This window comes from Luteimonas sp. A478 (assembly GCF_054052025.1).
On the sequence record NZ_JBSVRF010000001.1, the window covers coordinates 461,578 to 477,406 of the forward strand.

General features: G+C 65.4%; 11 protein-coding genes. 6 read left to right on the plus strand and 5 right to left on the minus strand.

Annotated elements, in window-relative coordinates:
• Window positions 1-6: 6 nt before the first annotated feature.
• Both ACW7G3_RS02190 and ACW7G3_RS02195 read right to left on the minus strand, forming a co-directional pair.
• A complete protein-coding gene (locus ACW7G3_RS02190; protein WP_456980844.1) occupies window positions 7-1,002 on the minus strand; it encodes a phosphatase PAP2 family protein in 996 nt (331 codons plus the stop codon).
• Between the two features lie 18 nt (window positions 1,003-1,020).
• Entirely contained in the window at window positions 1,021-2,262 is a 1,242-nt protein-coding gene (locus ACW7G3_RS02195) for an acyltransferase family protein (RefSeq protein WP_456980845.1), read from the minus strand.
• A 120-nt stretch (window positions 2,263-2,382) separates the two neighbouring features.
• On the opposite strand from ACW7G3_RS02195, the gene ACW7G3_RS02200 reads away from it, so the two are divergent.
• The 5 genes from ACW7G3_RS02200 to ACW7G3_RS02220 all read left to right on the plus strand — a co-directional run bounded on the left by ACW7G3_RS02200 (window position 2,383) and on the right by ACW7G3_RS02220 (window position 9,522).
• Window positions 2,383-3,318: a LytTR family DNA-binding domain-containing protein gene (locus ACW7G3_RS02200; RefSeq protein WP_456980846.1), complete on the plus strand. Its 936-nt coding sequence runs from the start codon at window positions 2,383-2,385 to the stop codon at window positions 3,316-3,318.
• A gap of 30 nt (window positions 3,319-3,348) precedes the next feature.
• A protein-coding gene (prfB, locus tag ACW7G3_RS02205) for a peptide chain release factor 2 (protein ID WP_456972088.1) occupies window positions 3,349-4,474 on the plus strand; the annotation gives its coding sequence in 2 pieces (ribosomal slippage) (window positions 3,349-3,420 and window positions 3,422-4,474; 1,125 coding nt in all).
• 60 nt (window positions 4,475-4,534) lie between these two features.
• Window positions 4,535-6,073 (plus strand): lysine--tRNA ligase, encoded by a 1,539-nt coding sequence (gene lysS / locus ACW7G3_RS02210; RefSeq protein ID WP_456980847.1) that lies wholly within the window; start codon window positions 4,535-4,537, stop codon window positions 6,071-6,073.
• Window positions 6,074-6,256: 183 nt separating this feature from the next.
• Window positions 6,257-7,321: an HD domain-containing phosphohydrolase gene (locus ACW7G3_RS02215; protein ID WP_456972092.1), complete on the plus strand. Its 1,065-nt coding sequence runs from the start codon at window positions 6,257-6,259 to the stop codon at window positions 7,319-7,321.
• Between the two features lie 8 nt (window positions 7,322-7,329).
• Complete coding sequence (locus ACW7G3_RS02220) at window positions 7,330-9,522, plus strand: ATP-binding protein (protein ID WP_456980848.1); 2,193 nt, start codon at window positions 7,330-7,332, stop codon at window positions 9,520-9,522.
• A gap of 7 nt (window positions 9,523-9,529) precedes the next feature.
• On the opposite strand, the gene ACW7G3_RS02225 is transcribed toward ACW7G3_RS02220, so the two are convergent.
• A complete protein-coding gene (locus ACW7G3_RS02225) occupies window positions 9,530-10,411 on the minus strand; it encodes a crotonase/enoyl-CoA hydratase family protein (protein ID WP_456972096.1) in 882 nt (293 codons plus the stop codon).
• Between the two features lie 177 nt (window positions 10,412-10,588).
• A complete protein-coding gene (locus ACW7G3_RS02230) occupies window positions 10,589-12,265 on the minus strand; it encodes a long-chain fatty acid--CoA ligase (RefSeq protein WP_456980849.1) in 1,677 nt (558 codons plus the stop codon).
• 277 nt (window positions 12,266-12,542) lie between these two features.
• Between ACW7G3_RS02230 and ACW7G3_RS02235 the strand changes: the two genes are divergently transcribed.
• On the plus strand, window positions 12,543-12,893 hold the full coding sequence (locus ACW7G3_RS02235) for a nuclear transport factor 2 family protein (protein WP_456980850.1): 351 nt from the start codon (window positions 12,543-12,545) through the stop codon (window positions 12,891-12,893).
• Window positions 12,894-12,999: 106 nt separating this feature from the next.
• Here ACW7G3_RS02235 and acnA read toward each other — a convergent pair whose 3' ends face one another.
• Window positions 13,000-15,771: an aconitate hydratase AcnA gene (acnA, locus tag ACW7G3_RS02240; RefSeq protein WP_456980851.1), complete on the minus strand. Its 2,772-nt coding sequence runs from the start codon at window positions 15,769-15,771 to the stop codon at window positions 13,000-13,002.
• Between the last annotated feature and the right edge of the window lie 58 nt (window positions 15,772-15,829).

Below are 15,829 nucleotides of genomic sequence, written 5' to 3' on the forward strand. Positions count from 1 at the left end.
ATTGCGTCACGCACCGGTCGCCGGCCTGACGCACGGCGACCGGTAAAGCCCCAGCCAACGGGCGACTGCCACGGTGCCAAGCAGCGCTACGGCAAATCCGCCCAAACCGAAGAAGAACGCCATCAGGTGGCGATCCGGCCAGCCGCCGGCATCGTACGCGGCGCTGAAGGCCCAGGTTACCCCGTAGCCAAGCACCAGCGCGCACGCCACGCGGGCGACGCGCCGGAGCCAACCGGTGTCGCCGTCCGGCCAGCCCAAGCGCATCAGCGCGCCGATGCACAGCAGCGTGCCAACGACTTCCCCGGCGATTCCCGGGTCGATCCAGGGCACCCGCCAGGCAGCCACCGCCAGCGCGCAGGCACCACCGAGCACTGCGGCCCAGCTTCGCCATGCCTGCAGCCAGGGTGCTTCCCACCTGCGCATCAGCGCCCAGGCAATCAGCGCGCCGGCCACGCCCACCGCCAGCCCGCCCAGTAAGTCGGCGAGGAAGTGCCGGCCCAGGTACATCCGCGACAGCCCCATCAGCAGCGGCCAGGCCAGCACCGCGGCCCAGATCCAACGCCTGCGCGCGCCGAAGAACAGCGCCAGCGCCAGCGCGAAGGCGGTGGCTGCGCTGGTGTGGCCGCTGACGAATCCGAAACTTGGGTCATGCGTGGCCCGCTTGGCGGCGATGGCCTCGTCCGACGGCAGTTCCCAGAAGCTGTCCGCGGCGCCGTCGGCGACCAGGTGCCGGCCGCTTTCGCCCTTGTACAGCACGCGCGCGTCGACCTCGCTCGGCCGCGGCAGACCGTAGCCCTGCTTGAAGCCCTCGGTCGCGAACGCCACCAGCAGCAGCGCCAGCAGCACGCCCATCCCCGGCCTCAGCCGGATGCCGAAGACCACCACCAGCACCGCCGGCGTGTAGAACCACGCCTCGCCGATCCAGCTCATGAAGCGCATGAAGGCGTCGAACCACGGGGTGGAGAACTGCTGCAACCAAAGGATAGGTTCAGAGGCGAACATGCGGAGCGTCCCTGGTGGTCATGGATGGGGTGAGGCGGTGGTGGCATCCGGTGCCCGGACAGGCACCCCGGCCGGCAGCCCGAACAGCGGCCGCAGCGGCCAGACTCTGCGGATTACGAATTCATGCAGCAGCCAGCAGCCGGCGATGGTCCCCGCGGCCACCAGCAGTGGCTCCAGCCACGACCCCAGGGCCAACGCCGAAAGTGCGAACGCCAGCGGCACGATCAGGCTCTGGTGCAGGATGTACCACGGATACACCGCCTCGCGCGCCCACGGCAGCCAGCGGAAGGGGCGGTCGAGCAGGGTCCGCGCCCAGCCGAAGATCGCCAGCAGGGCGGTCCACGAATAGACGGCGCGGGCCATGCGCTCGATCATGGCCCAGTTCACGTGCAGCGCCCACACCGGAATGTCGCCGGGCGGCAGATGGCGCCCCGCCGCTCGCAGCAACAGCTCGACGGTGATCGCTGCCAGCGCAAGTGCCAGCATCGGTCCGCGCATGGCCACCACGCCGGTCCAGAACCGCTCCTCGCGCGCCACCAGCCAGCCGATGGTGAAGAAGAACAGATACTTCGCGTGCGCATACCAGTCGCCCGCCAGCGCGTGGGTTTCCGGCCAGCGGGGCATCAGCCACCACAGGCCGGCGAACAGCCACGCCGCCGGCACCAGCACCCACAGGGCGCGATGGCGGTCGAACAGCCAGCTCCGCAGGCGTTGCCCCGCGGCCGAATCCAGTGCCGGCGCCAGCGCCAGCAGCGCCACGCTGTAGACCCACACGTAGGCCAGGTACCACAGGTGGTTCCAGCTGATCCCGTATTCGGCGCCGGTCCATCCGCCCTCCTGCCAGGGCTGCAACTGCAGGTAGCGGACCATGAAGCCGCCGAAGCCGGGCTCGATCGCACCATTGCCAAGCGCTTCGCAATAGGCCTGGACGGGCACGACAGCCAACATCCCGAACGACAGTGGCAGCAGCAGGCGCCAGCTTCGCGACAAGGCCAGGCGCGAACCGCCCCTTGAAGCCATCGCCAGTCCCAGTGCTATGCCGGAAATCATGAACAACAGCGGCATCCGCCAGCGGTTGACGGCGATCATCGGCCACTGCAGCCACTCTGCCTGGTGAGCGCTTTTGACGTGGTAGCCCCAGTCGGCCACGTAGACCATGCCCACGTGGTAGACGATCAGCAGGGCAAAGGCGAACACCCGCAGGGTGTCGATATCGTGGCGGCGTGGCATGGGCTGTTCCGTGCTGGAAGAGATCAGCATTGCCGGCAGGCCAGGCGATGACCATCCATAAGTGCCTGAGCGACGCGACCAGGGGACGGATCGTGGGGCTGGAGGGACGGGCTGCAGGGAGCAGTCCCGTCGCGCCGATACAATCCGGCCATGCACCAGACTCCCATGTCACCAGCCGCCATGACTCCGGCCGACCGGGCCCGGGATTTCTGGAGCCGTCACCTGTCCTGGCGCCGCCCGCTGGAGATCGGGATCTGGATCCTGGTGTTCGCGGCGAGTGCCGCAGCCAATGCCGCGGTGGTCCTCATCGACGCCAGCCGCAGGAGCGTTGCACTTGAACCCTGGAAGCCGGTGCTGTGGGAGGGAAGCAGTGCGCTGGTGGCATTGTTGCTGGTGCCGCCGCTGCTGTGGCTGTGTGAGCGCTGGCCACTGCACGCGGATACCTGGCTCCGGCGATTGCCCGGCTACGCCCTGGCCAGCGTGGCCTGGTCGCTGTTGCACGTCGCCGGCATGGTCGCACTGCGTCACCTGGGCTACGCCCTGATGGGCGATAGCTACAGCTTCGATTGGCAGCTGGGCCTGCCCTATGAATATCTCAAGGACGTTCAGACCTTCGCCCTGATCGTGTTCCTGGCCCACGGATACAGCTGGCTGTGGCGCAGGCTCCAGGGCGAGGCGCGGCTGCTGGACCGGCCCGACCCGGGCATCCCAGAGCCTCGGGGCGCGTTTCCCGACAACTTCCTGGTGCGAACCCTGGGCCGCGAATTCCTGATTGCGGCGGATGACATCGAATGGCTCCAGGCCTCGGGTAACTACGTGAACCTGCACGTGGCCGGACGGACCTATCCCCTGCGCAGCACGCTGGCCGGGATCGAGGAGAAGCTGGATCCGGACTCCTTCGTGCGGATCCACCGCAGCTTCCTGGTACGCCTGCGCCAGGTGGAATCGATCGAGCCGCTGGATACAGGCGATGCCCGTGTCCACCTGCGTGACGGCACGGTGCTTCCGTGCAGCCGCAGCCATCGGGAGGCGGTCCGCTCCAGATTCGCCGCCGCGGCGGCAACCGGGCGGAAATTGCTAGACTAGCCGGCTTCACAACTGCCGATCCCAAGCACGATGGAACTCAATCCTGTCCGCCAGCGCATCGCCGACCTGCAGCGTCGGCTGGAAGCGCTCAGGGGGTATCTTTGACTACGATGCCAAGCGCGAGCGCCTGGAAGAAGTAGAGCGCGAGCTGGAAAATCCGGACGTCTGGAACGATCCGGAACGGGCCCAGGCATTGGGCCGCGAGCGTTCGATGCTGGACAAGACCGTGAACGGGATCCAGGGCCTGCTGGAAGGCCTGTCCGGCGCCTCCGAGCTGCTCGACCTTGCCGATGCCGAAGAAGACGAGGAAACCGCGGACGCGGTTGCCGAAGATATCGAGCGCTATGCCCCAGGCGTGGAAGAGCTGGAATTCCAGCGCATGTTCTCCGGCAAGATGGACGGTGCGGCGGCCTTCGTCGACATCCAGGCCGGCGCCGGCGGCACCGAAGCCCAGGACTGGGCCGAGATCCTGCTGCGCATGTACCTGCGCTGGGCCGAGGACCGCGGCTGGAAGACCGAACTGATGGAAGTGAGCGGGGGAGACGTGGCAGGCATCAAGTCGGCCACCTTCCGCGTGGAGGGCGATTACGCCTACGGCTGGTTCAAGACCGAAACCGGCGTGCACCGGCTGGTACGCAAATCGCCTTTCGATTCCGACGCCCGCCGCCACACCAGTTTCACCTCGGTGTTCGTGTCGCCGGAAGTTGACGACGATATCGACATCCAGATCAATCCGGCCGACATCAAGCTTGATGTCTACCGCTCGTCCGGCGCAGGTGGCCAGCACGTGAACACCACCGAGTCGGCGGTGCGCCTGACCCACGTGCCCACCGGCACCGTGGCCGCCTGCCAGACCGAACGCAGCCAGCATGCCAACCGCGACCGGGCCATGAAAATGCTTGCCGCCAGGTTGTACGAGCTGGAACTGCAGAAACGCAACGCGGAAAGGGATGCGGTGGAAGCCACCAAGTCCGATATCGGCTGGGGCAGCCAGATCCGCAACTACGTGCTCGACCAGTCGCGGATCAAGGACCTGCGCACCGGCATCGAGCGCAGCGACACCCAGAACGTGCTGGATGGCGACCTGGACGAATTCGTGGCCGCCGCGTTGAAGTCCGGCTTGGCCGTGGGTTCCAAGCGCATCGACGCCAACTGATCCATTCCCCTGCCGCACGGATCCGCGCGGCAGGGACACCCCGCTTTTGAGATCCGCTACATGACTGACAAGACCTCCGAATCCCAGCCCACGCACGAGGACGAGAACCGGCTGATCGCCGAACGTCGGGCCAAACTGGCATCGCTGCGAGGGCAGGGCGGGGCGTTCCCGAACGACTTCCGCCGCACCGACCACGCCGGCGACCTGCAGGCCGAATACGCCGATGCCGAGGCATGGAGCGGCGAGGCGCTGGAGCAGCAAGGGCGCCGGGTCGCGCTGGCCGGGCGGCTGATGGCCAAACGGGTCATGGGCAAGGCGGCGTTTGCACAGATCCAGGACGTCAGCGGCCAGGTACAGCTGTTTCTGCAGTCGGCGGCGCTGGGCGAGCGCTACGACGCGTTCAAGGGCTGGGACGTGGGCGACATCGTCGCCGCCGAGGGCACGCTGATGCGCACCCGTACCGGCGAGCTGTCGGTGAAGGTGGAGACGCTGCGCCTGTTGACCAAGTCGCTGCGGCCGCTGCCGGACAAGTGGCATGGCCTGGCCGACGTGGAACAGCGCTATCGCCAGCGTTACGTGGACCTGATCGTCAATCCCGAAGCGCGCGAGGTGTTCATGAAGCGTTCGCGGATCATCGCTGCGATCCGCGCTTGGCTGGATGGGCGCCAGTTTCTGGAAGTGGAAACGCCGATGATGCATTACATCGCCGGCGGCGCAGCGGCGCGTCCGTTCGTGACCCACCACAATGCGCTGGATCTGGACCTGTACCTCCGGGTAGCTCCGGAGCTGTATCTCAAGCGGCTGGTGGTGGGCGGCTTCGAGCGGGTTTACGAGATCAACCGCAACTTCCGCAACGAAGGCGTATCAACCCGCCACAACCCGGAATTCACCATGCTCGAACTCTACGAGGCCTATGCCACGTACGAGGACATCATGGATCTGACCGAAGCGATGATCCGCGACGTTGCCACCGGAGTCATGGGCACCACCAGCTTCGCCTGGGATGGCCACGACATCGAGGTCGAGCCGGCATTCCGGCGCTGGAAGCTGGAAGAGGCGGTGCGCGAACTGAATCCGGAAATCAGCGCGGCGGACTGCCGCGACCGGGACGCGCTGGCCGCGCACTGCGCACGGCTGAAGGCCCCGGTGAAGCCCGATTGGGGCTGGGGCAAGCTGCTGCTGGAGATCTTCGAGGCCACCGTCGAGGAAGGCCTGGTGCAACCCACCTTCATCACCCATTACCCGGTGGAGGTCTCTCCGCTGGCGCGCGAGTCGGATACCGAGCCCGGCATCACCGACCGCTTCGAGCTGTTCATCGGCGGCAAGGAAATGGCCAACGGCTTCTCCGAGCTCAACGATGCCGAAGAACAGTCGGCCCGCTTCCGCGCCCAGGTCCAGGCGCGGGAGGGTGGCGATGTCGAAGCCATGCACTATGACGGCGACTACATCCGCGCGCTGGAAGTCGGCCTGCCGCCCACCGGCGGCCTGGGCGTTGGGATTGACCGGCTGGTGATGCTGCTGACCGGTTCATCTTCGATCCGCGACGTGCTGCTGTTCCCCTATATGCGGCCCGAAGCTATCGGGCCCGCCCGGGACTAGACCGGCGGCAGGGCTGTCCTGCCAAGGCTCCCCGGAACGTTGCATACTGGGCAGGCGTCCGGAGGGAGCAGGCGGGCGGACAGGCAAGCCGACAGTGCCGGCCGGACTTGCTTGTTCCCCCACGATGCGGCGACCATCCGGCGCTAACCGGATCAACCGGCCCCAGCCAACGGGATTGCCGATGTGAATATCGTCATTGTCGACGACCAGACTTCCGCGCGGACCATGCTGCGCCACATCATCGAGGACATCGGTCCCGAGCTGGAAGTGCTCGACTTCGATGACCCCCAGGTCGCGCTGCAGTGGTGCCAGGAAAACCGTCCGGACCTGCTGCTGCTCGATTACCGCATGCCCGGCATGGATGGGCTGGAGTTCGCCCGGCGTTTCCGTCGTCCGCTGCTGCATCGGGATGTGCCGATCGTGCTGGTCACGGTGGTGGGGGACGAGCCCGTGCGCCAGGCAGCACTGGATGCCGGGGTGATCGATTTCCTGGTCAAACCGGTGCGGCCGCGTGAGCTGCGCGCCCGCTGTCGCAATCTGCTGCAGCTGCGCCAGCATTCCGAGTCGGTCAAACAGCGTGCGCTGTCACTTGAACAGCGGCTGCTGGCGAGCATGCACGAGGTGGAGGAGCGCGAACGCGAAACCATGACCCGGCTGGCGCGGGCGATCGCCTACCGCGACGCCGGCACCAGTGCCAACTTGGAGCGCGTCGCGCGGGTGGCCGGGGTGATCGCCGAGGAACTCGGCATGTTCGAGGAAGAGGTGCGGATGATCGAGCTTGCCGCGCCCCTGCACGATATCGGCAAGATCGCGATTCCCGACGCGCTGTTGATGAAGCCCGGCCCGCTTGACGACGCGGAGACGGAGCTGATGCGCAAGCATCCGCAGATCGGTTACGAGTTGCTGAGCGGCAGCCAGAACCGCTTTATCCAGCTCAGCGCCACCATCGCCCTGTATCACCAGGAACGATACGACGGCAGCGGATATCCCGAAGGGCTGCGTGGCAACGCCATCCCGGTTGAGGCCCGCATTGTCGCGGTGGCGGATGTCTTCGACGCGCTGATCTCCAAACGCCCGTACAAGCGTGCCTGGAGCCTGGAGGAGGCCTTCACTTACCTCGCCGACAACAGCGGCCGGCTGTTTGACCCGGGCTGTGTGGATGCGCTGCTGCGCAACCGCGTCCGGGTAGAGGAGTTGGCCATTGAATTCGGTGGTGAGGCGCCATTGTTGCGGCGCCAGCTGCAGTGAGTGCGACCATGGGTACGCTGCTGCAAAGGGTCAGGCTGAGGCTGGAAAACCGGCCTGACAGCGAACACGGCCAGGCAACCGTACGCCTCGGACTGCTGCTGGTCGTGCTGGTTTACCTGCTGTGGAGCGACATGACCGGCTCCCGGCCCCCGGCCTACGGGCAGGTGCTGGTGATGGTGCTCAGTGGCTTCTGCATCGGACTCTGCCTGCTGGCCGGCATCCTTGCCAGACCCGGCATCTCCCACATACGGCGGGTGATCGGCATGGTGTCCGATTACGGACTGATGGCCGCAGCCATGACCATCATGGGTGAGCCGTTGGCATGGGTCTATGTCCTGATCATGTGGGTCACCGTGGGCAACGGCCTGCGCTATGGCAGCGGCTATCTGTATGCGGCGATGGGCATGGCGGTGGCAGGCTTCAGCCTGCCGCTGTTCGTCAATGCATATTGGCAGGCCAACCTGATCCTTGGTTTAGGGCTCCTGGTGGGGCTCGTGGCCGTTCCGATGTACCTGTCAGGGCTGCTGCGCGAGCTCACGCGGGCCACGCGCGAAGCAATGCGGGCCAGCCAGGCCAAGAGCCGCTTCCTGGCCAACATGAGCCATGAATTCAGAACCCCGCTCAACGGCCTGGCTGGGGTAACGGAGCTTCTGGCCACCACACGTTTGGACAACGAGCAGCGCGAGTACCTGGCTACCGTCCGCGCTTCCACCCAGAACCTGCTCTCCCTGGTCGAGGATGTGCTGGATATTTCGGCTATCGAGGCCGGAAAGCTGAAGGTGGCCGACGCTGATTTCGATCTGCGTGAAGCGGTCAATGGCGTGGACCTGATGCTTCGGCCGGGCGCCCGGGCCAAGGGACTGAACTACGAATCGCGGATTGCGCCGGATGTGCCGGAGCGTCTGCGCGGCGATAGCGACCATCTGCGCCAGGTGCTGATCAACCTGGTGGCCAACGCGGTCAAGTTCACCCGGGAAGGGTCGGTGCGGCTGGAGGTGGAGCTGGCCGGGAGCGATGCCGAAGAACTGCGGCTGAAGTTCACCGTGGCCGACACCGGCATCGGCATACCCGAATCCGCCCGGGAGCGGTTGTTCAATGCCTTCGAGCAGGTGGACAGCACCCTGGTGCGTGGTTTTGGCGGCACCGGCCTTGGGACCAGCATTGCCAAGAAGCTGACCGAAGCCATGGGCGGCAGCATCGGGTTCGAGAGCCGCGAGAACGTGGGCAGCCGGTTCTGGGTGGAACTCCCGTTTGCACGGGAAACCCCCGATGCCCGGCAGCCCGGGCACGATGCGCTTGACGGGCCGGTCGGCTCCACGGCCCCCGCGGCCAATGTGATCGCTTTCGGCGATCCTTTCCTGCGCCACCGTGCAAGGGTGCGGCCGATGCAGGTGCTGATCGCAGACGATCACGCTGCCAATCGCATGGTGCTGGAACGGATCCTGCAGAAGGCCGGCCACGCGGTGGTCAGCGTGGACGGGGGTGAAGCGCTGCTGGACGCCGTTGAAGTGGCGGATTACGAGGCCATCATCTGTGACCTGCACATGCCTGGCCTCAGTGGACTTGACCTGCTCGGTCAGCTGCGGACCATGCAGGCAGGCGCTCCGGCAACGCCGGTGATCATCCTCAGTGCGGATGTCACCACGGAAGCCATTTCCAACTGCCACAGCGCGGGTGCCCACGCATTCCTCGCCAAACCGGTGTCTGTTTCCCGGCTGCTGGACCTGCTGGCTGATATCGCGGCCTCGGGCGGCAGGTTGCGGCCGGCGGAAACCACGGTGGACCAGGAGCAGGCGAGGGTAGCCGCCGCGGGGGCCGTCGCCGATGGCCGATTCGACCCATCGGTCCTTGATGAGCTCTCTTCCCTGGGCATGGGTGAGGACTTCGTACGCAAATTCGTGGCCCAGTGCATGGATGATGCGGCGGCATGCCTGGAACGGCTTGAATCAGCGGGCAAGGCGGAAGATTGCAATGCCATGCGTGACCACGCCCATGCGCTGAAGGGAGTGGCCAGCAACCTGGGGCTGGTCAGGATTGCCGCCCAGAGCGGCGAGCTGATGCGCCTGTCCGAGTGGCAGCTGCGGCGTGACTGGAAGCAGCGGATGGCTGCATTGACCCAGGAATACAGGCTGGGCCAGCAGGCCGTGGCCGCGCGCGGAGGTGCTGACACGCGCGGCCGCGACCTGGGCCGGGAAAGCTGAGCCGGGATCAGCTGCCGGTTCCGGCCTCGTTGCTGAAGATCCGCCGGGTTTGTGCTTTCACGATCCGGTCCATCGTCTTGAGTGAGCGATCACTCAAGGTCAAGGCGGTATCCACCCACACCTCGGTGATGCCCATCAGCTCGTCGTAGCCTACCGGCTGCGCAATGTTGCGTACGGCATTGAGGGCGAGGTGTGAGGTGGCGGAACGCTGCTGGCGGCGGATCAGCTCAGCGACTGCTGCCTCGCCTTCGCCGGGTGGTACCAGGATGTCGACTACTCCCATTTCGTACATGTCTTCGCTGCGATAGATTTTCCCTTCCAGGATGATCTTCTCCGCCAGCTGCGGCGATACCCGCTTGCACAGGAACGAGTACGCGCCCATGCCGGGGAAGAGGCCGAACAATACTTCCGGCAGCCCCATGCTCACGCCTTCCTCGGCCACGATGGTGTGGCAGGCCAGGGCCATCTCCAGTCCCCCGCCCAGCGCATCGCCCTGTACCAGGGCGATGGTGCGTACATCGCCGCCAAGTCCGTTGTGGATGTGGTGGACGCCGTCCACGCACTTGCGGGCGTAGTCGAGCAGTGGTTCACGGTCCCCTTTGCGTATCAGCTGCGCAAACAGCTCCAGGTCTCCCCCGAGGTTGAAGGCCGCAGCATCTGACGCAAGAACCAGATGACGCAGGCGGCCCGGCTGGCGCTGGCTTTCACGCAGCGTGATCGAGTTCAGGAAGCTCCACATCTCGGTCATCAACGCCGGGTGGTAGCAGGGCCGCGCGCCCGGCTGGAGCCCGTGGTGCATATACAGCCAGTGGGCGTCGCCGGAAGGGGCCGACTCGACGCGCATGCTGGGAAACGGGCGGGTACGGTGAAGCTGCTGAACGTTGTTCATTGGGTAAATCCCCTGTGGATCAATGGACGGAAGGAAAGCGGGGACCGGTCATCCGGGCCCAGGACAGGGCCGGGATGAATGCAGGCCGATCGGTTCCTTCTATGCGCTGAATCCAGCAGAACTGCAAGTATTTCCGCCGGTTACAGGGGCTGGGCGGCCCGCAGGCCGCCCACGGGATCACTCCGGGGAATCGTCGCGAAGTTCGCGCCGCAGGATCTTGCCCACGTTGGTCTTGGGCAGCTCCCGGCGGAATTCGATGATGCGCGGCTGCTTGTAGCCGGTCAGGTTCTCGCGGGCATGGGCCTTGATCTGATCGGCGGTCAGGCTTTCATCCTTCTTGACCACGACCAGCTTGACCACCTCGCCGGACTTTTCATCCGGGACTCCCACCGCGGCCACTTCAAGCACGCCCGGCATCATCGCGATCACGTCCTCGACCTCGTTGGGATACACGTTGAATCCGGAGACCAGGATCATGTCCTTCTTGCGGTCGACGATATAGAAGAAGCCCTGCTCATCCATCCGCGCCATGTCGCCGGTGTGCAGCCAGTTGTCGGCGTCGATGGCCGCCTCGGTATCTTCCGGCCGCTGCCAGTAGCCCTTCATCACCTGCGGACCGCGGATGCACAGCTCGCCCACTTCGTCCACCGGCAGCATGTTGCCCTCGTCGTCCTTGATGCAGGCGTCGGTGGAGGGAATGGGCAGGCCAATGGCGCCGTTGTATTCGGCCAGGTTCATCGGGTTGATGCAGGCAGCCGGTGCGGTTTCGGTCAGGCCGTAGGCCTCCACCAGGGTGACGCCGGTGACCTTCTTCCAGCGCTCGGCCACCGAACGCTGCACCGCCATGCCTCCGCCCAAGGCGACCTTGAGCGATGAGAAATCCACCTCGTCAAAGCCTGGCGTGTTGAGCAGGCCATTGAACAGGGTGTTGACGCCGGTGATGGCGGTGAAGCGCACCTTTTTCAGCTCCTTGACGAAGCCGGGCATGTCGCGCGGGTTGGTGATCAGCCAGTTGTGTCCGCCGAGCTTCATGAACACCAGGCCGTTCGCTGTCAGCGCGAAGATGTGATACAGCGGCAGAGCGGTGATGATCGTCTCGCCGCCTGGCTCAAGCCCGGTGGAAATCCACGCAGAGGCCTGTTCCATGTTCGCCACCATGTTGCGGTGGGTGAGCATGGCGCCCTTGGCTACGCCGGTGGTGCCACCGGTGTACTGCAGGAAGGCGATGTCCTGCGGTGAGATCGAAATTTTCGGCAGTGTGTGTTTGCGACCGGCGGCCAGGGTGTCGCGGAAGCGCACGGCACCGGGGAGGCTGTAGTCGGGCACCATCTTCTTCACGTGGCGCAGTACGAAGTTCACGATCGCGCCCTTGGGGAAGCCGAGCATGTCGCCCAGACCCGTGGTGATCAGGTGGGGGACATCCAGATTTTCCAGCGCCTTCTGCGCCGTATGGCCGAAGTTGTCGAGCACCAGCAGCACGCTCACGCCGGCATCGCCGAGCTGGTGGCGCAGCTCGCGCGCGGTGTACATGGGGTTGACGTTGACCACGGTCAGCCCCGCGCGCAGCACGCCGAAGGTGGCGATGGGGTATTGCAGGCAGTTGGGCATCATGATTGCCACCCGGTCGCCCTTCTTGAGTTTCAACTCGCCCAGCAGATAAGCCGCAAACTGCTGGCTCAGCTCATCGATCTGCGCATAGCTCAGGGTCACGCCCATGTTGGAGAAGGCCGGGCGGTCGCGATACTTTTCAAGCGCGTCCTGCAGGACCTCCGGAATCGAAGCGAACTCGTCGGCGTTGATCTGCGCCGGCGTGCCCTGGGGATAGCTCGCCAACCAAGGGCGTTCGATGGTCATGAATTCCACTCCCTGAATATTGTTGCGCGTGTGCAATGTCGTCCGCGCGCGCTGTCACCGGATTGGAGCATAGCGCCGCGGAAGCTGGCAAGGCGGCTGATGATGGCCTGCGGACGCGTTACGCTCGGTGCCTTGATGGAGGAGTACAGACACGATGCGAGGGGTGGATGGAGCGCGGCGCGCGGCATTGGGGAAGGCGCGGGGATGGCTGTTTGCCGGCATCGCTTGTGCCCTGACGTTGGCGTCGGGTTGCGCTCGGACGGAGCCTGAGGAGGCATTGCGCCAGGCCGTGGCGGAGGTGCAGCAGAACATCGAGGGCCGCGATGCCGGAGCGCTGCGGCGGCACCTGGCCGAAGACTTCATCGGTCCGGGCGGAATGGACCGTGACCAGGCACGGCGCACCGCTGCGCTGTACATGATGCAGCACCAGTCGGTCGGCCTGACCATGGGGCCGCTGGAGATCCAGCTGCAGGAACCGCACGCCACGGTCCGCTTCAGCGCGGCGCTGACCGGCGGGTCCGGACGACTGCTTCCAGATCAGGCCAACCTATATCAGGTGGAGACCGGCTGGGAGATGGAAGACGGGCAATGGCGCATCACCAGCGCACGTTGGACCGCTGCGCGCTAGACCGGGCCCAGTCGCTGGTGTGGGAATGAAAAAGCCACCGACGAACAGTGTCGGTGGCTTTATGAGGTGCCGGACCGGGCTTGCGTCCGGCCCGGCCCAAGCCGGCTTACGCGGCGGTGCGGGAAGCCAGGTCGCGCAGCACGTAATGCAGCAGTCCTCCATGGCGGAAGTACTCGACTTCCTTGGGCGTCAGCAGCAGCACGTGGACCTCAAAGCGTTTCTCGCTGCCATCCTCGCTGCGGGCCACCACGGTGGCCGTACGGGCGTTGCCATCCTCCAGCTCGGTGATGTCGAAGGTCTCGGTGCCGTCCAGACCCAGGGTCTGCGCGTTCTCGCCATCCTTGAACTGCAGCGGCAGCACGCCCATGCCCACCAGGTTGGAGCGGTGAATGCGCTCGAAGCTGGCGGCAATGACCGCCTTGACCCCCATCAGGACGGTGCCCTTTGCGGCCCAGTCACGTGACGAGCCGGTTCCGTACTCCTCTCCTGCAATCACCACCAGCGGCACGCCGTCGGTCTTGTACTTCATGGCCGCGTCGTAGATCGACATCTTCTCGGGCCGGCCTTGACCAGCACCGCCAGTGCCGAAATACAGCGTGTTGCCGCCTTCCTCACCGCCGAAGAACAGGTTCTTGATGCGGATGTTGGCGAAGGTGCCGCGCACCATCACGTCATCGTTGCCGCGGCGCGAGCCATAGCTGTTGAAGTCCGCAGGCAGCACGCCCTTTGACTGCAGGAACCGTCCTGCAGGCGAGTCGGCCTTGATCGCGCCGGCCGGCGAGATGTGGTCGGTGGTGATCGAGTCGCCGAACAGGCCGAGCACGCGCGCACCGCGCACGTCCTCGATGCTGCCCACTTCCATGGTCATGCCCTCGAAGTAGGGCGGGTTCTTGATATAGGTGGAGTCATCGCTCCATGGGTAGAGCTCGCTGTCGGGCGAATCCATGGAGTTCCAGCGATCGTTGCCAGTGAACACGTCGGCGTAGTTCTGCTTGAACAGCTCCGGCCCCACGGTGGCGGCAATCAGGTCGCCGATCTCCTTGTTGCTGGGCCAGATGTCGCGCAGGTAGACGTCGTTGCCGTCGTTGTCCTTGCCCAGAGGCTCGGTGGTCAGGTCGATATCCACGGTGCCGGCGATCGAATAGGCCACCACCAACGGCGGCGAGGCGAGGTAGTTCATCTTTACTTCGGGGTGGATCCGGCCCTCGAAGTTGCGGTTGCCGGAAAGCACTGAAGCCACGGCGAGGTCGTTTTCCGCAATGCCTTTCGACACCGCCTCCGGCAGCGGACCGGAGTTGCCGATGCACGTGGTGCAGCCGTAACCGACCAGGTAAAAACCCATCTGCTCCAGGTCGTCCATCAGGCCCGCCTTGTTCAGGTAGTCAGTGACCACCAGCGATCCGGGAGCGAGGGAGGTCTTGACCCACGCCGCGGGCCTGAGCCCCTTGGCCGCCGCGTTGCGCGCCACCAGGCCAGCGCCAAGCATCACCGCCGGGTTGGAGGTGTTGGTGCACGACGTGATGGCAGCGATCACCACCGAGCCGTCGTGGATCTGGTATTGGCAGTCATCCACGCAGATCGTGGAGACCGGCTTGGCCGCCAGGTGCTCAGCTTGTGGCTGGTCACCCCCGTCCTTTTCGAAGCGGTTGATCTGGCGATCGCGCCCAATTTCGCGACGTGAGACCAGGGGACCGACGTTGTCATGGAAGTTCTGCTTCATGTCTTCCAGCAGCACACGATCCTGGGGACGGCGCGGGCCGGCCAGGGATGGCCTGACGGTGCCCATGTCCAGCTCCAGCACGGACGAATACTCCGCCTCCGGCGCCCCCGGCTCATGCCACAGGCCCTGGGCCTTGGCGTAGGTCTCGACCAGGGCGATATGCTCCTCGCTGCGACCAGACAGCCGCAGGTAGGTGATCGCCTCGGCGTCGATCGGGAAAATGCCGCAGGTCGCGCCGTACTCCGGTGACATGTTGCCGATGGTGGCGCGGTCGGCCAGCGGCAGATGCTGCAGGCCCTCGCCGAAGAACTCGACAAACTTGCCGACCACACCGTGCTTGCGCAGCATCTCGGTGACGGTGAGGACTAGGTCGGTGGCGGTTGCGCCCTCGGGCATCCTGCCGGTGAGCTTGAAGCCGATCACCTGCGGAATCAGCATGGAGGAGGGCTGGCCGAGCATGGCCGCTTCGGCCTCGATCCCGCCCACGCCCCAGCCGAGCACCCCGATGCCGTTGATCATGGTGGTGTGCGAGTCGGTGCCGAACACCGTATCCGGCAGCGCCCACAGGGTGCCGTCAATCTCTCGTTCGAAGACCACCCGCGCCAGATGCTCCAGGTTCACCTGATGGACGATGCCGGTGTTGGGCGGCACCACCTTGAAGTCCTGGAACGCGTTCTGGCCCCAGCGCAGGAAGCCGTAGCGCTCCTTGTTGCGCTCGAATTCAATGCGGCCGTTGATATCCAGCGCCTCGGCACGGCCGAACGCGTCGACCTGCACCGAGTGGTCGATCACCAGCTCCGAAGGAATCTGGGGATTGATCTGCTCGGGCCGGCCGCCCAGTTTCACCACCGCATCGCGCATTGCCGCAAGGTCCACCACGCAGGGCACGCCGGTGAAGTCCTGCAGCACCACGCGCGCGGGCATGAAGGCGATCTCGGTATCCGGCTCGGCCGCGGGGTCCCAGTTGGCAACGGCTTCGATGTGCCTGGCCTGCACGGATACGCCGTCCTCGTGGCGCAGCAGGTTCTCCAGCAGGATCTTCATGGAGAAAGGCAGGCGGGCGATGTCGAAGCGCTCGCCGAGCTTGGGCAGGCTGGCATAGGTATAGGTCTTGCCGTTGACCTCAAAGGTACTGCGGGCGGCAAAGGAATCGGTCATTGGAACCTCCTGTAACTGGATGCGTGGGCGCGGCGATGTAAACAGACAGTGTACGGAT